Raw genomic sequence first — 16,369 nt, 5'->3', positions numbered from 1 at the left:
CCACTCACGACCACGGTGACCGGCCGCAGTCCGTGGGCTGGCAAACATGTCGCGAAAGCCACTTTCGAGACATCCAAGGTCCCGAAAGTGGCTTTCGCGACGCTCTCTGTCCCGCGTCGCAGCCACACGCCCTAGCGCGACGTCATGTTCGGCAGCAGGTGACGCAGAGCCTCGGACGGCTCCAGCCCCAGTTCCTCGAGCAACGTCCGCCGGCACTGCAGGTACTGGTGCTGTGCCGCCGCACGGTTGCCGGCGGCGAGGTGTGCGTCGATGAGTGCCTGATGCGCGCTTTCCCGCAACGGCTCGGCACGGACGGCGGCCAGGCCGGCGGCGACGGCCTCGCCGTACCGGCCCGCGGTGGTGAGCCGTTTCGCCATGGCCTCCAAGGCGTACAGCCGCAGTTGGTGGTACTGCTCCTGCTCGATGAGCACCCACTCGTTGTCCGACCATTCGGGCAGCAGGTCGGCCGACAGGTCGTCGCGGGTCTGCCGGTTCAGGATGTCGTCGCACCGGCAGGACTCGTCGAGAAGGCGGTGCGCGTGGGCGACGGCGTTGTGAATGTCGACGGTGATGTTGTCCACCAGCGCCATTTCGTGGACCGACGCGTCGATGACATGGTGCCCGGTGCGCGACGCGCGCCACAGCGACGAGCGCAGGTTCCCGTTGGCGCGAGTCGTCGGCGCCTCGGGCCACAGCGTCCTCGCCACGAAGGTCCGGGGCTGAGGCCGGTCCTGCAAGGCGAGGAAGGCGAGTAATCGTTGCGCGCTGGATGACAGTGTCACCCGATCATCCCCTACGAGCAGCGCGAAACCTTTGAGCAGGCGCAGTGTTACGAGCTGTTCTGCTTCAGTGCGCATCGGTTCCCCAACCTCTGCCCGGCGCTGGTCGGATCGTCCCGCTGTTGGGACAATTCGCACCCGGAACGCGGAACGTTACGGGGAACTATCGGACCGAGGCGTCAACGGGACGTCACGAGAACGTCATCGTGCCTGTTCCGAGCTCTTCAAGCCAGTTCTGCACCGCCGCGTGCACCGCCTCCGGAGAGGTGACGACCAGCGATCTGGCCCCGTTCAGGCCGACCGTGAAGAGGACGCGGACCCGCAGCGCGTCGGGCTCGCCGCCTTCGAGCCACGCTCGGAGAACCATGCTGCCGGAACGTTCCTCGGGTGGCTTCACCGAAGCAGGATGCGCGCAGACACGTCACCGCCGCGTTGACGCCGCGTGTGCGGGCACGTCAACAGTCGCGGCGGCGACGCCGTGGTGACGCCGGCGCGACGCGCGGATCGCGGACCTGTCACGGCACCCCTGCGATGCTGCGCCCTGGTACGTCACGGGTACGTCCGGATGGGCGCCAGGGGAGGGTTGGTATGGGCGATTTCGGTGTCGTCGCTGATGTTTCGACGATTATCGTGGACCGGCTCACCGACGCGCTGCGCGGGCTGGACCCGACCAATCCGCCGACCGCGGTGCTGAGCGACCTCGAGACCCAGCCGACCACGGCCACCCTCACGGTCTTCCTGTACGAGATCGCGGAAGACCCGACTTCGCGCAACCGGCCGCCGATCCGGTCGCTGCCGCCGGCCGCGCCCACGAGCCGCAAACCGCCGATGGCGCTCCTGCTGCGCTACCTGATCACCCCGTGGGGCGGCAGTCAGGAGACCCAGCACCAGATGATCGGCCGCGCCCTGCAGGTCTTCTACGACGACGCGATCTGGTCCGGCGAGGAGCTGACGGGCAGCTTGGCCGGCACCACCGAGGCGCTGCAGTTCACGTTGACGCCGCTGACGCTCGATCAGAAGTCCTGGATCTGGTACGCGATCCAGAAGCCCTACCGGCTGTCCCTCAACTACGAGGTCCGGGTCGTCAACCTCGACTCCCTCGACGTCGCCGACCTGCGCCTCGTGCAGAGCCGGACGCTCACCGGGACGCCGGTGCCATGACTCGCTTCCGCCCTGTCGAGACCTCCATCCTGTACAGCCCTGCCTGGTTCCTGCCGTTCGACGAGTTCGCCCAGCGCCAACGGGCCGCGGACGTCGTCACCGAGCTGGACCGCTTCGATCCGGCCGAGAACGTCTGGGTGCTTCAGGACACGCCGTCGATCCGCACCCCGAGCGCCGCGATCGCCTACCCGGAGCTGGGCAGGCGCCGGGGGCCGGGTGCGAGGCCGGAGCGGTACCGGGTCCGGTTCTCCGCCATCGGGCTCGCGCCGCTGTACCCGGCGGACGGGGAAACCTTCGACGCCGCCGTGGTCGGGATCGGCTTCACGGCGTACCCGTACGACGACGTCACCCCGCCCGCGGTCCGGAGCGGGCCCCGGCTGGTCCGGTTGCTGCCGAGCGTCGCGTTCCCGTACGGGCCGGGCACCCGGACTGTCTACGGCGTCGTCGTCGACGCGGTCACCCGGGTACCGGTGGCGAACGCGCTGGTGGCGGCCAAAGGCATCACGAGCAGGGACAGGGCGCCGTGGCTGGAGCGGACCCTGACCGACACGACGGGCTCGTTCCGGCTCGCCCTGCGGTGGGAAGGCGAGCCGGTCGCGGGGCCGCGTCCCGAGCAGATCTTCCACCTCGAAGCCACCGAACGGCCGGGGCGGACCGGGCGGCTGGACGTCCGCCTGCCCACCGGACGCGACCGGCGGCACGTCATCGAGATCGTCGAGCAGTAGAGAAGGAGCCAAGCCATGCCCGAGTACCTGAGCCCCGGCGTCTACGTCGAAGAGGTCGACGCGGGGCCGCGGCCGATCGCGGGGGTGAGCACCAGCACGGCGGGCATGGTCGGGGTCACCCAGCGCGGCCCGACCACCGGGAAACCGAAGCTGGTCACGAATTTCCTCGAATTCCAGACCACCTTCGGCGGTTTCCTGCCCGAACCGGCCCCGGCGATCCGGGACGCCTGGGCCGAGAACCCGACCGAAGGGGGCCGCTGGTGGCTGTTCCCGCTGGCGGTCAAGGGCTTCTTCGACAACGGCGGCCAGCGCCTCTACGTCAAGCGGGTCTTCAGCCGCACCGCACAGGCCGCGTCCGGCACTCTCGGTTCGGGCCTGGTCAGCCCGATCACCCAGGACGCCGCTGCCGGGTCCACCGTGCTCCAGCTCGGCCATCTGGTCGGATTCACCGGCACGGACGACATCACCGTCTTCCGCGGCAGTGACAACGTCCCCATCGGCCCCGCGAAGATCACCGCGTACGACGTCACCACCGGACGGGTCACGCTCAGCACCGGACTGCAGGCCGAGGTGAAGACGGCGCGGGGCGACTTCGTCCAGAAGGGTGCCCGGGACGCCACACCGAGCCTGCGCTTCTCCTCATCGAGCCCCGGTTCCTGGGGCAAGGGGGTCCAGGTACGGATCTCGCCGTCGGTCAGCGCCTCGCTCCCGGTTCTGGCCGATCCCAACGAGGGACCGCTGTTCGTCAGCGCGCTCGCCGCCGACGCCGCCAAGGACGCCGTGTCGATCGAGGTGAACGCGGTGCCCGGGCTCGACCCGGATCCCTTGCCGGACGACGTGTGGATCCTGATCAACGACCGGCGCTTCAAGGTCACCGTCGCGCAACCGGCCAACGGCCGCGTGACGCTCACTTTCCCGGCGGGCACCACGCACGCGCCGTGGAAGACCGGCCTCACCGTGCGCCGGGTCCGCCGGGCCCGCGCCGGCGCGGGCCCCGAACTGCGGATCAGCGGCTCCAGCCGGCTCTACGCCGGCGCGGTCACGCAGCTCGACACGGGCGACAAGCTCACTCCCTTGAACGTCGTGACCATCGGGCCCGACGAGGTGGTCACGTTCGACGCGAACACCCCGGAGCTGGTCTTCGAGACGGCGAGGGTCCGGCTGATCGAGTCCACTGTGGACACGCGATTCGCCGACCCCGGCGGCGGTTCGGTCACCGAGACGTTCCGTAACCTGCGCTTGACCGGTGAGGAGCCCGGGAGCGTGGTGGGCACCTTGGCGAGCCGGTCGCAGCTGGTCCGGGCGACCACGCTGCCGGGCCTCAGCACCGACGCCGCCAAGTTCCCCGCACCCGGGAAGGGGTCCTGGCTGCCCCTCGCGGACGACGGCGACGACGCGTACGGCGGCCTCACGGTCGCGGACTTCGTCGGCACTGATGGCGGGAGCGGCAAACGCACCGGGATCGTCGCGCTGGAGGACATCGACGAGGTTTCGATCTGCGCGGTGCCCGGCGTGTGGTCCGGCACCGTCGAGTCGGCGCTCGTCACCCACTGCGAGCAGCTCAAGGACCGGTTCGCCATCCTCGACCCCAAGGACAACCTCGACATCGAGGGGATCCAGACGTTCCGCGAGCCGTTCGACACCAAGTACGCCGCGCTGTACTACCCGTGGCTGGTCGTCAACGACCCTTCGACGAGCCAGTTCGTCGAGGCACCGCCGTCGGGGCACATGGCCGGGATCTACGCCCGCACCGACACCGAACGAGGCGTCCACAAGGCACCGGCGAACGCGGTCATCCGCGGGATCCGGACGCCCGGCGGAATCGCGCAGGACGTCGCCAAGCGTCACCAGGACCTGTTGAACCCCAAGGGGATCAACGCGTTGCGGTTCTTCCCCAACCTGGGCCAGCGGGTCTGGGGCGCGCGCACGCTGTCGTCGGACAGCTCGTGGCGGTACATCAACGTACGACGGCTCTTCCTCTTCCTGGAGGAATCGATCGACGAGGGCACGCAGTGGGTCGTGTTCGAGCCGAACGACGAGTCGCTGTGGGCGCTGGTCCGGCAGACCGTCTCGAACTTCCTCACCACCGTCTGGCGCAGCGGTGCGCTCTTCGGCGCGACAGCGGACGAAGCGTTCTTCGTTCGTTGCGACCGCTCCACGATGACCGATGACGACATCGCCAACGGCAGGCTCATCTGCGTGATCGGGGTGGCGCCCGTGTTCCCGGCGGAGTTCGTGATCTTCCGTATCCAGCAGAAGACCCGCGAGCCGCAGCTCGTCTAGTCGAAAGGCAGAGGAAATGCCACCAGTGACGCGGGACGACCCGTATGCCGCGTATAACTTCCTGGTCATCGTGACCAACGTCAGCGACGACGGCGTCGCGGTGAGCGGGTCGTTCACCGAAGTCAGCGGGCTCGACGTGGAGATGCCGCCGATCGAATACCGCACCGGCAGCGAGGACATCACGGTCCGCAAGCTCGTGGGGCTCAAGAAGTTCCCGAGCGCGCTGACGTTGAAGCGCGGGGTCACCGGCCACGTCGGCTTCTGGAACTGGGTGAAGGAGTCGCTCGACGGCAAGGTGCGGCGCACGTCCGGCTCGATCATCATGCTCGACGAGAACCGCCAGGAGGTCATGCGCTGGAACTTCGACCGGGCCTGGCCGACGAAGTACACCGGACCGTCGTTCAACGCGACCAAGAACGAGATCGCCATGGAGACGCTCGTGCTGGCCGTCGAGAGCCTCCTGATCGACGCATGAGCGGGCAGAGATGACCAGCGCGGCGCTTCCCGGCGTCTCCCTGACCTTCGAGCGGGCGGCCACCGACGACGAGCCGCTGCGCACGGACGTGGCCGTGTTCCTGGGCCGCACCCGGCGCGGGCCGGTCGGCGTGCCCGTCCGTGTCGAGAGCTGGAACGACGTCGTCGGCGTGTTCGGCCCGCCCGACGGCACGTCGGCGACCCCGTACGCGCTGCGCGGGTTCTTCGAGAACCAGGGTCGTACGGCGTGGGTGCTGCGGGTGGCCGGGCCGTCCGCGACCGCGCGTGCACTGTGGACGGACAGCTTCCTCGTGGTGGCCGCGAGTCCCGGCGCGTGGGCGAACGGTGGCCGGGTCGGCGTGCGGTACCGGAAGAGCAGTGTCGCTGGCCCGCCGACGGTCACCGTGCGGGTGCTGGTGCCCGGCGAGCCGTCGGAGACCTTCGCCGGGATGGCTCCCGATGAGGTCGTCGAGCGGCTCACCGCGTCCCGCCTCGTCCGGGTGGTTCCGGTGGGAACGGCGGACCCGATACCGCCGGACGCGCCGATCTCGATGTCATGGGACCTGACGCTCGCGGGTGGCACCGACAGCCCACCGGGGCGGGCCGTGTACGAGTCCGCGGTGACGGCGCAGGCCGAGCTGCCGGAGCCCGCGCTGGTCGCCCTGCCGGACGTCGGCACCGACCTGACCGGTGACGACCACAAGGAGCTGATACAGGAACTCTTGGGTGTCGTGGCGCCGCTGCTGGACCGGCTGGTGCTGGTGGACGTGCCGCCGAACCTGTCCACAGTGGACCAGGTCGCGGGGTGGACGGAGACGCTGGCGGAAATCGGTGATGACACGTTGCTCGCCGCGGCCGCCGTGTACCACCCGCCACTGCGCGCGCCGGAACTCGCGGGCACCGGGTTGCGGACCGTGCCGGCTTCTGGGCACGTCGCTGGTTTGGTCGCGAGGCTCGACGCCGAGCGGGGCGCCGCGCACAGCCCGGCGAACGCCACGCTGCTGGACGCGGTCGACCTCGAAGTCGAGTACCCGGAGGCGCAACAGGTCCGGTTGTTCGAAGCGAACATCGACCTCGTGCGCTGCCTGCGTGGCCGCGGTCTCGTGGTGTGGGGCGGGCGGACGCTCGCCCGCGATCCGCGTCGCCGGTACGTCGCGCACCGCCGGTTGCTGCATCTGCTGGTGAGGGCAATCCGGCGGGCCGCCGCGCCGCTGGTGTTCGAGGTGAACTCGCCGGAGCTGCGGCTGTCGCTGGTCCGCGCGATCACCTCGGTGCTGCTGGAGGCGTTCCGGATCGGCGCGCTCGCCGGCACCCGGCCGGAAGACGCGTTCCGCGTGGTGTGCGACGAGACCACCAACCCGCCGGAGCAGGACCCCGGCCAGGTCGTCTGCGAGATCGAGGTCGCGCCTGCCGTGCCCATGGAGTTCATCGCGCTGCGGCTCGTACTCGGCCAGGACCGCGGCCTGGAGGTGATCGAGCAGTGACCACCCCGGCCGACCAGCTGCTCGCGCTGAACGAGCCGCTGCCCAAGTTCCGGTTCCTCGTCACGCTCTCCGCGGCGGACGTGTACCTGCCACCGGCGCAGGCGCTGTTGTTGCAGGTGGTGGCGTCGGGTGCCTTCCAGGAGGTCACCGGGCTGGGTGCGCAACTGGAGGTGGTGAACTACCCGGAGGGCGGCCGCAACGATTCGGTGCACCGGCTGCCGCTGCGGCACTCGTGGAACCCGATCACCCTCAAACGCGGCGTGGTCCGCGACCGCCTGCTGTGGTCCTGGTACGAGACCGGCCTGCACGACTCGCTGGGCGCCCGCCGCGACGGTGCGGTGATCATGCTCGACGAGGCAGGGCTGCCCGCGAAGTCCTGGATCTTCCACGGCGGGCTCGCCGCCAAATGGAGCGGGCCGGACCTGCACGCCGAGCAGAGCGCGGTCGCCATCGAGTCGCTGGAAATCGCCCACGAAGGCCTGACGGCCGTCCTCTAGGAGACACGAGCGTGCCTAAGAACCTGATCATCCACAACCTCGAAGTGCGGTTCCAGGTGGAAGGTGACGACGGGGCCCTGTTCGCCCGCTTGTTCAACAAGCACATCCAGGCGTGGGCACGGTTGTACGAAGAGGAATGCGCCAGGGCCGAGCGCAGCGACAACGACCGCAAGCTCGGGGACTCGGGAGGCCAACGGTGAGTGTCACGCCGTTTTCGGCGGTGAGCCAGGACGCGGAGGCGCACCTGGAGATCGAGCGGCCGCCCAACCGGACGCCCCAGGTGATCCCGCTGAAGTTCAACCCGACCGAATACAAGCTGAGCAAGAGCAACACGTTCGCCGAGATCACCATCCCCGGGCTGGAGACGCCGCCGATCCAGTTCATCCGCGGCGGCACCGAAACACTCTCGCTGCAGGCGCTGGTCGACACCTCGGACACGCTGAACGACGTCCGGACGTCCTATGTGGACGCCATCCGCGATCTCATGCGGGTCGACACGACCGAGCACGCGCCGCCGATCGTCCGGTTCCACTGGAACGGGCCAGTGTTCAAGGGGGTGCTGGAGAAGCTGGACGTGAACTACGTCCTGTTCGCCAAGAACGGCGTGCCGTTACGGGCGCAGCTGGACATCACGCTGAAGGAGTATCGCCTCGCGAAGGACCAGGCCGTGGACCCGCCCCGGTCTTCGCCGACGGTGGAGAAGAGTTACGTGGTGCGCCGCGGCGACACCTGGGACCGCATCTCCACCGCCGTGTACCGGCGCCCGGACGCGTGGCGGGAACTGGCTCGTGCCAACGGGATCTCCGATCCCCGCGACCTGCGGCCGGGGCTGGTGCTGACCGTGCCCCGGCTGCCGTGAGCGGGGGCACGCGATGACCGTGCCCGCGGGCACCCGGCCCGAGATCGCCGACCCGGACGGCTACGCCCCCGAGTTCGAGGTGGTCGTCGACGGTCTCCAGGCGGATCCGACGACCAAGAACGACATCCTCGACATCAAGGTGCACCGCGACCTCGACGAGATGTCCGGTTTCGATCTGGAGCTGAACAACTGGGACGACGTCACGCTCAAGTTCAAGCACAGCGACTCGGACAAGCTGCGGATCGGCACGCGGGTCTCCGTCCGGCTCGGTTATGCGGACAAGCTGCTGACCGTCGGCACGGGGACGATCAGTTCGCTCGCCCCCAAGTTCCCGGACGGCGCCTCGCCGACGGTCTCGATCACGTGTGTGGACGGGATGCTCGCGCTCAAGGACCGCAAGCCCACCAAGGAAGAGGACAAGAACTTCGTCCGGAAGACCGACTGGGAGATCGCCGAACAGATCGCCCGGCGCAACAAGCTGGCGGTCAAGACGACCCGCGAGGGGCCGAGGCACGACCTCGTGGTGCAGAAGAACCAGACCGACGCGCAGTTCCTGATGGAGCGAGCGAAGCGGATCGACTTCGACTGCTACATCCTGCCGGACCCGAAAACCGGTGAGCAGACGCTGTACTTCGTCAAGCCCACCGACGGTCGCGACAGCCGTCCGATCCGGCTGTTCCGCCTCGCCTACAGCCCGGGGCTCGCCACCGGTCCCAGCGGTCAGCCGCCGGGCCTGGTGCCCAACCTCCTCGACTTCACCCCGACGCTGACCGTGTCCCAGCAGGTCAGCAAGCTCACCGTGCACGGCTGGGATCCGGTGAAGGCGGAGCCGATCGAGTACGTCGCGACGGCGAAAGATCTGCCAGGCGGCCAGAACTCGGCCGAAGGACAGAGCGGGCCGGAGGCGGCGGAAAGTGCCGCGGGCGGCCGTCAAGAGGTGATCGTGGACGCGCCGGTCCTCAGCCAGGAGGAGGCCAAGGAACTGGCCATCGCGCTGTTGCGGGAGCGGGCGTACGAGTTCATCACCGCGACCGGCCGGGTGGCCGGGCTGCCGGAGCTGCGGCCGGGGGACAACCTGGAGATCTTCGGGCTCGGCAAGCGGTTCTCCGGCACCTACTTCGTCAAGCGGGTCGAGCACGCGCTCAACACCAGCGGCTTCTTCACCACGTTCACCGGCCGGAGGATTTTCCAGGGGGACAAGCGATGACTGCCATGCCGCGCGCCATGTCGAGCGACCAGCGCTACTACGGCGTCGCGCCGGCCGAGGTCGTCCAGAACGACGGCGACGACGAGGGCCGGGTCAAAGTCAAGTACTACTGGCTGGACGGCGGTGCGTCCGTCAGCCCCTGGATCCGGGTCAGCCAGCTCCACGCGGGTGGCGGCTACGGCTCGGTGTTCGTGCCCGAGGTGGGCGACGAGGTGCTGGTCGCGTTCTTCCAGGGCGACATGCGGCAGCCGTACGTGCTCGGCGGGCTCTACAACGGCAAGAAGAAGCCGCCGACCGCGCGCAGCGAGGGTCGCGACCAGAAGGTCATCCGCACCAAGGCCGGTCACCGGATCCTCTTCGACGACAAGGCGAAGGAGATCACGATCAACACCACCTCGGGCGCGAAGGTGGTGCTGAAGGACAGCGGGGAGATCACGGTCGAGGCCAAGTCGGTGACCGTCAAAGCGAGCGACATCGACCTCGGCGGCGGCTCGACCGAGCCCGTCGTGCTCGGCAACGCGCTCCTGCAGGCCTTCGTCCAGCACACCCACCCGGCACCGGGCGGAGTCACCGGTCCCGCGTCGCCGCTGCCGCCCTCCGTGCTCGCGAAGAAGGTGAAGGCGACGTGACCGAACCTTTCCTCGGCACCGGCTGGCGGTTCCCGATCCTGCCCGACGAGGCGGGTCGTCTCGCTTACGCCGTGGGCGAGACCAGCATCGAACACTGCCTTCGCGCGCTGCTGCTCACCGCCACGGGCGAGCGCGTGATGCGGCCGGACCTCGGCACCGTCGTGAGCGAGTCGGTGTTCGCGCCCGGCAGCGCGCAGAACCTGCGGGACCTGGAACGGTCGATCGCCGACGCGGTGCGCACCTTCGAGCCGAGGGTGGAGCTGTCGAGCGTCCTGGCTGAAACCGACCCGGCCGACGAATCCCGCGTCACGATCTCGGTCGAATACCGGATCCGGCGCACCAACACCAAGGCCAACCTGGTCTTCCCGTTCTATCTCGGCCTGACGGGAACCACGCCATGACCTTTCCGGTGCCGAAGCTCGACGACCTGACCTGGGCCGACATGATGTCGGCGATCACCCGCCGGATCCCGGCCGAATCGGACGGCACGTGGACGCTGCACGCGCCCGTCGACCCCGGCATCACCCTGCTGGAACTGTTCGCGTACCTGCTGGAACAGCGGCTCTACTGGCTGGACCAGGCCCCGGACGAACTCGTCGTCGGGCTCCTGAAGCTGCTGGACCTCGAGCCGCCCAGGCCCGCGCGGTCGGCGGCCACCGTCCTCGCGTTGACCACCGATGCGGAGACGCCGACGACGGTGCCCGCGGGTACCGTCCTGGCCCGCGATCCGGCCGCGGCCATCAGGTTCAGCCTCGACGACGAGGTGATCGCCTTCCCGCTGGCGGGCGAGGTGACCGTGTTCACCGACCGCGACCGCACAGCGGATCTGCCGGCCCGCCGCGGGGTTCCGTTGATGGGCGACGACGGCTCGGCCGCCTCGGCTCGGTTCGTCCTGCCTCTCATCGGCACCCACTTCACGTCCGGCTGGTTGTCGTTGTTGTTCGAGCTGGACTCACCCGTGGCGCCGTCCTGGTCGTCTTCGGCCGTCGATGGCGTCCGTCCGCCCGCCGAGCTCGGCTGGTCGTGGTTCCGGCCCGACACGGAGGCTTCGGGCGCGTTCGCGGAGGTCCAGGACGGTACCGGCGGGCTGCGGCGGTCCGGCGTGGTCCGCCTGCGACCACCGGCCGGATGGTCCACAGAGGACCGTGGGCTGATCGTGTCCACCCAGGCCGCGACGTACGCCTCGGCCCCACGGCTGCTACGGCTGGCGGTGAACGCGTCGGCCGCCCGGCACACCGAGAGCCGCACGGTGACCGGCTTGGGGGACCAGATCCGGACCTGGCTGAAGCTGCCCGGCCAGCGGCTCGTCCTGCCCGACGCCGCAGGCCGGCTGCTCACCGCGACCCTGCGGCTCGCCGGTGAGGAATGGAAACCGGTGGTGGACTTCACCTTCGGCACTTCCCGTGACCGGATCTTCTTGCTGGACCGGGACGACGGCGCGCTCGTGTTCGGCGACGGGCTCACCGGCCGGATCCCTCGTCCGACCGAGGACGTGCGCGTCGGGTACACCATCGGCGGTGGGCGCGACGGCAACGGCGGTCTCACCGGGAACTGGCAGCCGGTGGACGACGCCGTGCCGGTGCGTGCCGCGAACCTCGTCCAGGCCGACGGCGGCGCGGATCCGGAGACCGTGGCCCAGGCCCGTGACCGGGCCGCCGGTGCGCTCGGCGAGGTGACCAGGGCCGTCACCTCCGACGACTACGTCACCCTCGCGGTCACGACCCCCGGCGTGGCTGTCGAGCGAGCCTACGCCTCGGTCGGCGAGCATCCCGGTTTCCCATGCGCGCGTGTGCCCGGAGCCGTTTCCGTGCACCTCGTCCCGGCAGTGCCCCGCGAGGACTTCGCGGCTCCCGACTTCGTGGCGGCGCCGGTACCGGACCCGGGCACGCTGCACACCGTCGCTCGGCGGCTCCGCGAGACACGCCTGCTCACGGCCGAGGTCTTCGTGCGCGCCCCGGCCTACCGGGAGATCCGGCTGCGGGTCGACCTGGCCGGCACTCCCGCCGACAGGGCGAAAGTGTCCACTGTGGTCGGTGAGGCGTTGCGCCGGTTCCTCGACCCGCTGATCGGCGGGGCCGAGGAGACGGGCTGGCCGTTCGGCGAGGCGCTGCGGCCTTCGGCGTTGCTGCGAGCCGCGCAGGAGGCGCTTGGCGACCTGGCGGACGTCGCCGCCGTCGCGATCGGCATCGACGGCGCCGACCCCGCCGAGACCTGCGACGACGTACCCCTGCGAGTCGGCGAACTGCCTGTGGTGCGGGAGATCCGCACCCACGTCGTGCCGGCGGCCGAGCCGGGGGAGGGCCTGCTGTGAACGACGTCTGGTGGGCCCGAGACTCGGGCGAAGAAGCGCACATGGTGCCCGGCCCCGGGCCGTCCGGAGTGCAGCCGGAGCTCGTCGACGCGACGAGAGAGGCTGTCCGCGCCGCCGTCCGCGACCGCATCCCCGGCTACACCCCGGACTGGACCAACCCCGACCGGCAGGACGCGGGTGTCGTGCTGGTCCGCCTCTTCGGCACGCAGGCCGAGCCGGTGCTCACCCGGGTCAACCGGCTGCCGGAAAAGATCCTCGCCGAGCACCTGAACACCGCGGGCGTCCGCCGCCGGCCCGCCACCGCGGCCGCCGCGCTGCTGGAGTTCACCGTGAACCCGCCCGACGGCGCGTCGGTCCTCGTTCCGGCCGGTTTCCAGGCCGCCGCGACCGGCACCGACGGCGACATCGTCTACGAGACCGATCTGGATCTCTACGCGACTCCCGCCTCGCTGAGCGCGATCGCGGTGCAGCGGGGTGGCGCGCTCGAACCGCTCCCGCTGGGGCCGAACGGTCCGGGCCGCCCGTTCCCGCCGTTCGGGGCCGAGCCCCGGCCGGGCAACGCCCTGTGGCTGGGCCTGGACGGCACCGCGAGCCCGTTCCCGTCGCTGTCGCTGGGGTTCGTGGTGGCGGCCGCGCCGCCGGCTCCCGCGACCGCCGGCGGGGTCGCCGTGCCCGCGCCTCAGCCGTTGCTGCGCTGGGACGTCCTGGACGGTGGCCGGTTCCGGCCCGCCGAGGTCGTCCGCGACGAGACCGCGGGATTGCGGGTGAGCGGCACGATCGAGCTGCGGCCGCCGCGCACGTGGGCACCCGGCAGGCCGCCGACAGCGCGCCCCGGGCCGGCGCTGCGGTGGCTGCGGCTGCAGGTCGCGCAGGGGCTTTTCGCGGTCGCGCCGCCGCTCGTTTCGGGACTGCGGCTGAACATGGTCGCCGCGACCGCCGCCCGCACGATCTTCGACGAGCCGCTGGAGCCGATCCAGGACCCCACGACACCGTCGGAGCGGCGGCAGATGCGGCTGAGCCAGGTCCCGATCCTCGCCGGCAGTGTCGTGATCGAGGTCGACGACGACCCTGGTGGCGACCTCTTCGGGACGACGGAGGAGGGCGCGGCGCAGTGGCAGGAGGTGCCGAGCCTGGCCGCGTACGGCCCGGCTGACCGGGTGTTCGTCGTCGACTACGACACCGGCGTGGTCACCTTCGGCGACGGCGTCAACGGGGCACCCGTGCCGCCGGGGTTCCGGAACGTGCGTGCCGTGCGATACCGGGTCGGCGGTGGCGCGGCGGGCGCCGTGGCGGCCGGTGCCGTCAACGGCGTCGTCACCGCGCGCCCGTTCGTGACCGGCGTGAACAACCCGTTCCCCGCCACCGGCGGCGCCGACGCCGAGCCCGACGAGGACGTGATGCGGCGCGGGGTGGAGGAACTGCGGTCCCGAGGCCGAGCCGTCGCACCGGCCGACTACGGGCTGCTGGCGCTCCGCGCGCCGGGCGCCTCGATCGCCCGCGCGCACGGTGTGCCGGGCCTGCATCCGGACTTCCCCGGCACTCCCATCCCCGGTGTCGTCGGAGTCCTCGTGGTGCCGCCGCTCGATGACGGCGGCACCGAGCCGCCCGTGCCCTCCGCGGCCACCCTGCGCGCGGTGGCCGACTTCCTCGTCCGTGAGGTGGCGCCCGCCGGGATCACCGTGGTCACCGGCCCGGTCGCGTACCGGCGGATCGCCGTGGAGGCACGGGTCGTGCTCGACGACGGCCAGGACCGTGCCGCCGTCCTGGCGCGGGCGGCGGACGCGGTGACCACGTATCTGGATCCGTTACGGGGCGGGGAGAACGGCGGCGGCTGGCCGTTCGGCGGCGCGGTGCGGCTCACGCCGCTCGTGCGACGGCTCTTGGCCGTGGACGGCGTCCTCGCCGTGTCCGGGCTCTCGCTCACCGCCGACGGACTGCGGCTGCCGCCGTGCGCCGACCACGCGATCCCGCCGAACGACCTGGTCTGGCCGGACCGGCCGCTGCTGATCCCGGTGGAGGAGTCCCCATGACGTGCGCCCCCACGAACGTCACGTTCCGGCTCCTCGACGATGTCGTCGGGTGGGACGAAGCCGCCGTGACCGATCTCGTCGGGCTCGCCGACCCGGCGGGTATCCGGCTGGCCCGCCCCGGGCCGTCCCCGGAAGGGCCGACGCGGACCGAACTGCTGCCGTGGTTCCCCGACCCGCGCCTCGCGCCCGGCTGCCGTCCGTGCGCTTGGTACTTGCTGTCCGGGGATCGCGTGCTGAGCCGGGACACCTGCGCCGGTGACTGGTCGCCGCTCTGGCCCCCGCACTGTGACCCTCGGCTGCTGCGCGCACCGACCGCCGTGGCCGCGCGCGGTCACCGGATCGCGGTGGTCGATTCCGGCCGGGTCTTCCTCTGGCGCAACGAAGGCGACCACCTGACCGCGGTGATCCGGTTTCCGTACGCCAAGATCGTCGCGCTCGCTCACGACGAGCAGGTGTTGGTCTCCCAGGCCGGCAGTGACCGGCTCCGGCGGTACGGCCCCGACGGGCAGCTGTGCGAGGTCATCCGCACCCGGGTCGAGGGCGAGATCATCGGGATCCGCACCGGGCCCGGCCGCACGATCTGGCTGCTGACCGAGAAAGACGGCCGGCTCCGGATCTTCCGCGGACACCACCGGTTCCGGGAGTCCACAGTGGACGAGCTGGCCGCGGCACTGCCGCCGAGCAGCCTCGTCGCGGCGGGCGAGGACGGCTTTTGCCTTCGGGAAAAGGGGCCGGACGGCGAGGTGACCTCGTGCTACGACTGGGACGGACAGCCGCGTGAGGTGCCGGGGCCGGAGACCGGGCAGTACGTCACGCGGGGCGAGTTCACCACGAAGCTGATCGACAGCGGGATCTCGCGTTGCCGCTGGCACCGGGTGCGCGTAGAGGCCGACGTACCGGCGGGCACGGCGGTGTCCGTGGCGGTCGTCGTGTCCGAGGACGACAGGTTCGCCGAGAGCGACTGGCAGACCGCGGCGGCGGGCGTCACCGACTTCCTCGTCGACCAGCCACCCGGCCGCCACCTCACGGCCCGCGTCCGGTTGTCCGGTGACTCGTCGGCCACGCCGGTGCTGCACCGCGTCCGGCTCGACTTCCCCCGGTCCACCAGCGCGGATCTGCTGCCCGCCGCGTTCCGGCAAGACCCGGCCGCGGACGACTTCACCGAGCGGTTCCTGACGCTGTTCGACGCCTCCACCGACGAGATCGACAGGGTCATCGAGCGCTATCCCGCGCTGCTCGACCCGGCAGGTGTGCCGGACGGGGCGCTGCCGTGGCTGGCCGGGTTGCTCGGCCTGGCTTTCGAGGCGGGCTGGAACGCCGATACACGCCGGAAGCTGATCAGGGCCGCGCCCGGCCTGTACCGGCGGCGCGGCACTCCCGGCGCGTTGGCGGAGGCGATCGACATCGTCTTCGGTGTCACGCCGGTCATCGACGAGCTGGCCGATGACCGTCACTGGGCGCAGGTACGCGCGACAGCGACGTCGTCGACAGCCCGCGGCCTCGGCTCGGTGCGGCTGTTCGGCCGGTCTTCGTCGCGGTTGCGGCTGGACACCTCGACGCTGGGCGCGGCGCCGCTGCGGGCGTTCGGCGACCCGGACACCGACCCCCTCACCGGGCACGCCCACCGGTTCCGGGTCCTGCTGCCCGCCGGGGCGGCCGACGAGGAAGCGTTGCGGCGCCTGGTTGTCCGGCAGGCGCCCGCGCACACCAAGGGGTCGGTGCGCGCCGCCGGATCCGGTTTCGTGGTCGGCTCCCGCTCGACGGTCGGGGTGGACACCGCGTTCGTCCCGCTGCCGCCGCCCGTGCTGGGCGGCGTGCGCCTGAACCACGACGGAGTACTGAGACCAGGGCCACGAGGCGCCCGCCACGGGGTGAGCGTCGGCGTGGTGTCCGCGGTCGGGGTCCACACGCGAGTGTCTTGAGAGGACAG

Annotated in this window: 16 protein-coding genes; 14 read left to right on the top strand and 2 right to left on the bottom strand. The window is 70.9% G+C overall.

The annotated features are described in order from the left end of the window. Positions 1-131 precede the first annotated feature (131 nt). Together ACZ6YV_RS20750 and ACZ6YV_RS20745 are read right to left on the bottom strand one after the other, a co-directional pair. Positions 132-857, bottom strand: coding sequence for an AfsR/SARP family transcriptional regulator (locus tag ACZ6YV_RS20750; RefSeq protein ID WP_465511154.1), 726 nt, complete (start codon positions 855-857; stop codon positions 132-134). A 112-nt stretch (positions 858-969) separates the two neighbouring features. Then, positions 970-1,176, bottom strand: a complete 207-nt coding sequence (locus tag ACZ6YV_RS20745; protein ID WP_465511153.1) for a hypothetical protein — start codon at positions 1,174-1,176, stop codon at positions 970-972. A 191-nt stretch (positions 1,177-1,367) separates the two neighbouring features. Between ACZ6YV_RS20745 and ACZ6YV_RS20740 the strand changes: the two genes are divergently transcribed. From ACZ6YV_RS20740 to ACZ6YV_RS20675, 14 genes are read left to right on the top strand one after another with little or no spacing between them, the layout of a single operon-like run. Then, positions 1,368-1,940 (top strand): Pvc16 family protein, encoded by a 573-nt coding sequence (locus ACZ6YV_RS20740; protein WP_465511152.1) that lies wholly within the window; start codon positions 1,368-1,370, stop codon positions 1,938-1,940. Next, complete coding sequence (locus tag ACZ6YV_RS20735; protein ID WP_465511151.1) at positions 1,937-2,665, top strand: carboxypeptidase regulatory-like domain-containing protein; 729 nt, start codon at positions 1,937-1,939, stop codon at positions 2,663-2,665. The genes ACZ6YV_RS20740 and ACZ6YV_RS20735 overlap by 4 nt, the downstream gene beginning before the upstream one ends. Positions 2,666-2,680: 15 nt before the next feature. Further along, on the top strand, positions 2,681-4,948 hold the full coding sequence (locus tag ACZ6YV_RS20730) for a phage tail sheath family protein (RefSeq protein WP_465511150.1): 2,268 nt from the start codon (positions 2,681-2,683) through the stop codon (positions 4,946-4,948). Between the two features lie 16 nt (positions 4,949-4,964). Continuing rightward, positions 4,965-5,423 carry a phage tail protein gene (locus ACZ6YV_RS20725; RefSeq protein ID WP_465511149.1) on the top strand — a complete coding sequence of 153 codons (459 nt, stop codon included), beginning with the start codon at positions 4,965-4,967 and terminating at the stop codon, positions 5,421-5,423. A gap of 10 nt (positions 5,424-5,433) precedes the next feature. Beyond that, the gene (locus ACZ6YV_RS20720; RefSeq protein WP_465511148.1) at positions 5,434-6,906 is read left to right on the top strand and encodes a phage tail sheath family protein; all 1,473 of its coding nucleotides are present in this window, start codon (positions 5,434-5,436) and stop codon (positions 6,904-6,906) included. After that, positions 6,903-7,403: a phage tail protein gene (locus tag ACZ6YV_RS20715; protein WP_465511147.1), complete on the top strand. Its 501-nt coding sequence runs from the start codon at positions 6,903-6,905 to the stop codon at positions 7,401-7,403. Before ACZ6YV_RS20720 ends, ACZ6YV_RS20715 begins: the two co-directional genes overlap by 4 nt. An 11-nt stretch (positions 7,404-7,414) precedes the next feature. Then, complete coding sequence (locus ACZ6YV_RS20710; RefSeq protein WP_465511146.1) at positions 7,415-7,603, top strand: putative phage tail protein; 189 nt, start codon at positions 7,415-7,417, stop codon at positions 7,601-7,603. Further along, positions 7,600-8,262, top strand: coding sequence for a CIS tube protein (locus tag ACZ6YV_RS20705; RefSeq protein ID WP_465511145.1), 663 nt, complete (start codon positions 7,600-7,602; stop codon positions 8,260-8,262). The genes ACZ6YV_RS20710 and ACZ6YV_RS20705 overlap by 4 nt, the downstream gene beginning before the upstream one ends. Before the next feature lie 13 nt (positions 8,263-8,275). Next, positions 8,276-9,469 (top strand): phage late control D family protein, encoded by a 1,194-nt coding sequence (locus ACZ6YV_RS20700; protein WP_465511144.1) that lies wholly within the window; start codon positions 8,276-8,278, stop codon positions 9,467-9,469. After that, entirely contained in the window at positions 9,466-10,098 is a 633-nt protein-coding gene (locus tag ACZ6YV_RS20695; protein ID WP_465511143.1) for a phage baseplate assembly protein V, read from the top strand. Before ACZ6YV_RS20700 ends, ACZ6YV_RS20695 begins: the two co-directional genes overlap by 4 nt. Continuing rightward, positions 10,095-10,499: a GPW/gp25 family protein gene (locus ACZ6YV_RS20690; protein ID WP_465511142.1), complete on the top strand. Its 405-nt coding sequence runs from the start codon at positions 10,095-10,097 to the stop codon at positions 10,497-10,499. The genes ACZ6YV_RS20695 and ACZ6YV_RS20690 overlap by 4 nt, the downstream gene beginning before the upstream one ends. After that, complete coding sequence (locus ACZ6YV_RS20685) at positions 10,496-12,409, top strand: baseplate J/gp47 family protein (protein WP_465511141.1); 1,914 nt, start codon at positions 10,496-10,498, stop codon at positions 12,407-12,409. The genes ACZ6YV_RS20690 and ACZ6YV_RS20685 overlap by 4 nt, the downstream gene beginning before the upstream one ends. Further along, positions 12,406-14,439 (top strand): putative baseplate assembly protein, encoded by a 2,034-nt coding sequence (locus tag ACZ6YV_RS20680; RefSeq protein WP_465511140.1) that lies wholly within the window; start codon positions 12,406-12,408, stop codon positions 14,437-14,439. Before ACZ6YV_RS20685 ends, ACZ6YV_RS20680 begins: the two co-directional genes overlap by 4 nt. Continuing rightward, positions 14,436-16,361 (top strand): phage tail protein, encoded by a 1,926-nt coding sequence (locus tag ACZ6YV_RS20675; protein ID WP_465511139.1) that lies wholly within the window; start codon positions 14,436-14,438, stop codon positions 16,359-16,361. Before ACZ6YV_RS20680 ends, ACZ6YV_RS20675 begins: the two co-directional genes overlap by 4 nt. Positions 16,362-16,369 lie beyond the last annotated feature (8 nt).

The sequence above is a fragment of the Amycolatopsis sp. NPDC102522 genome, assembly GCF_055584485.1.
The sequence above is the reverse complement of the archived record's forward strand: the minus strand, read 5'-3'. Positions and strand labels throughout refer to the sequence as shown.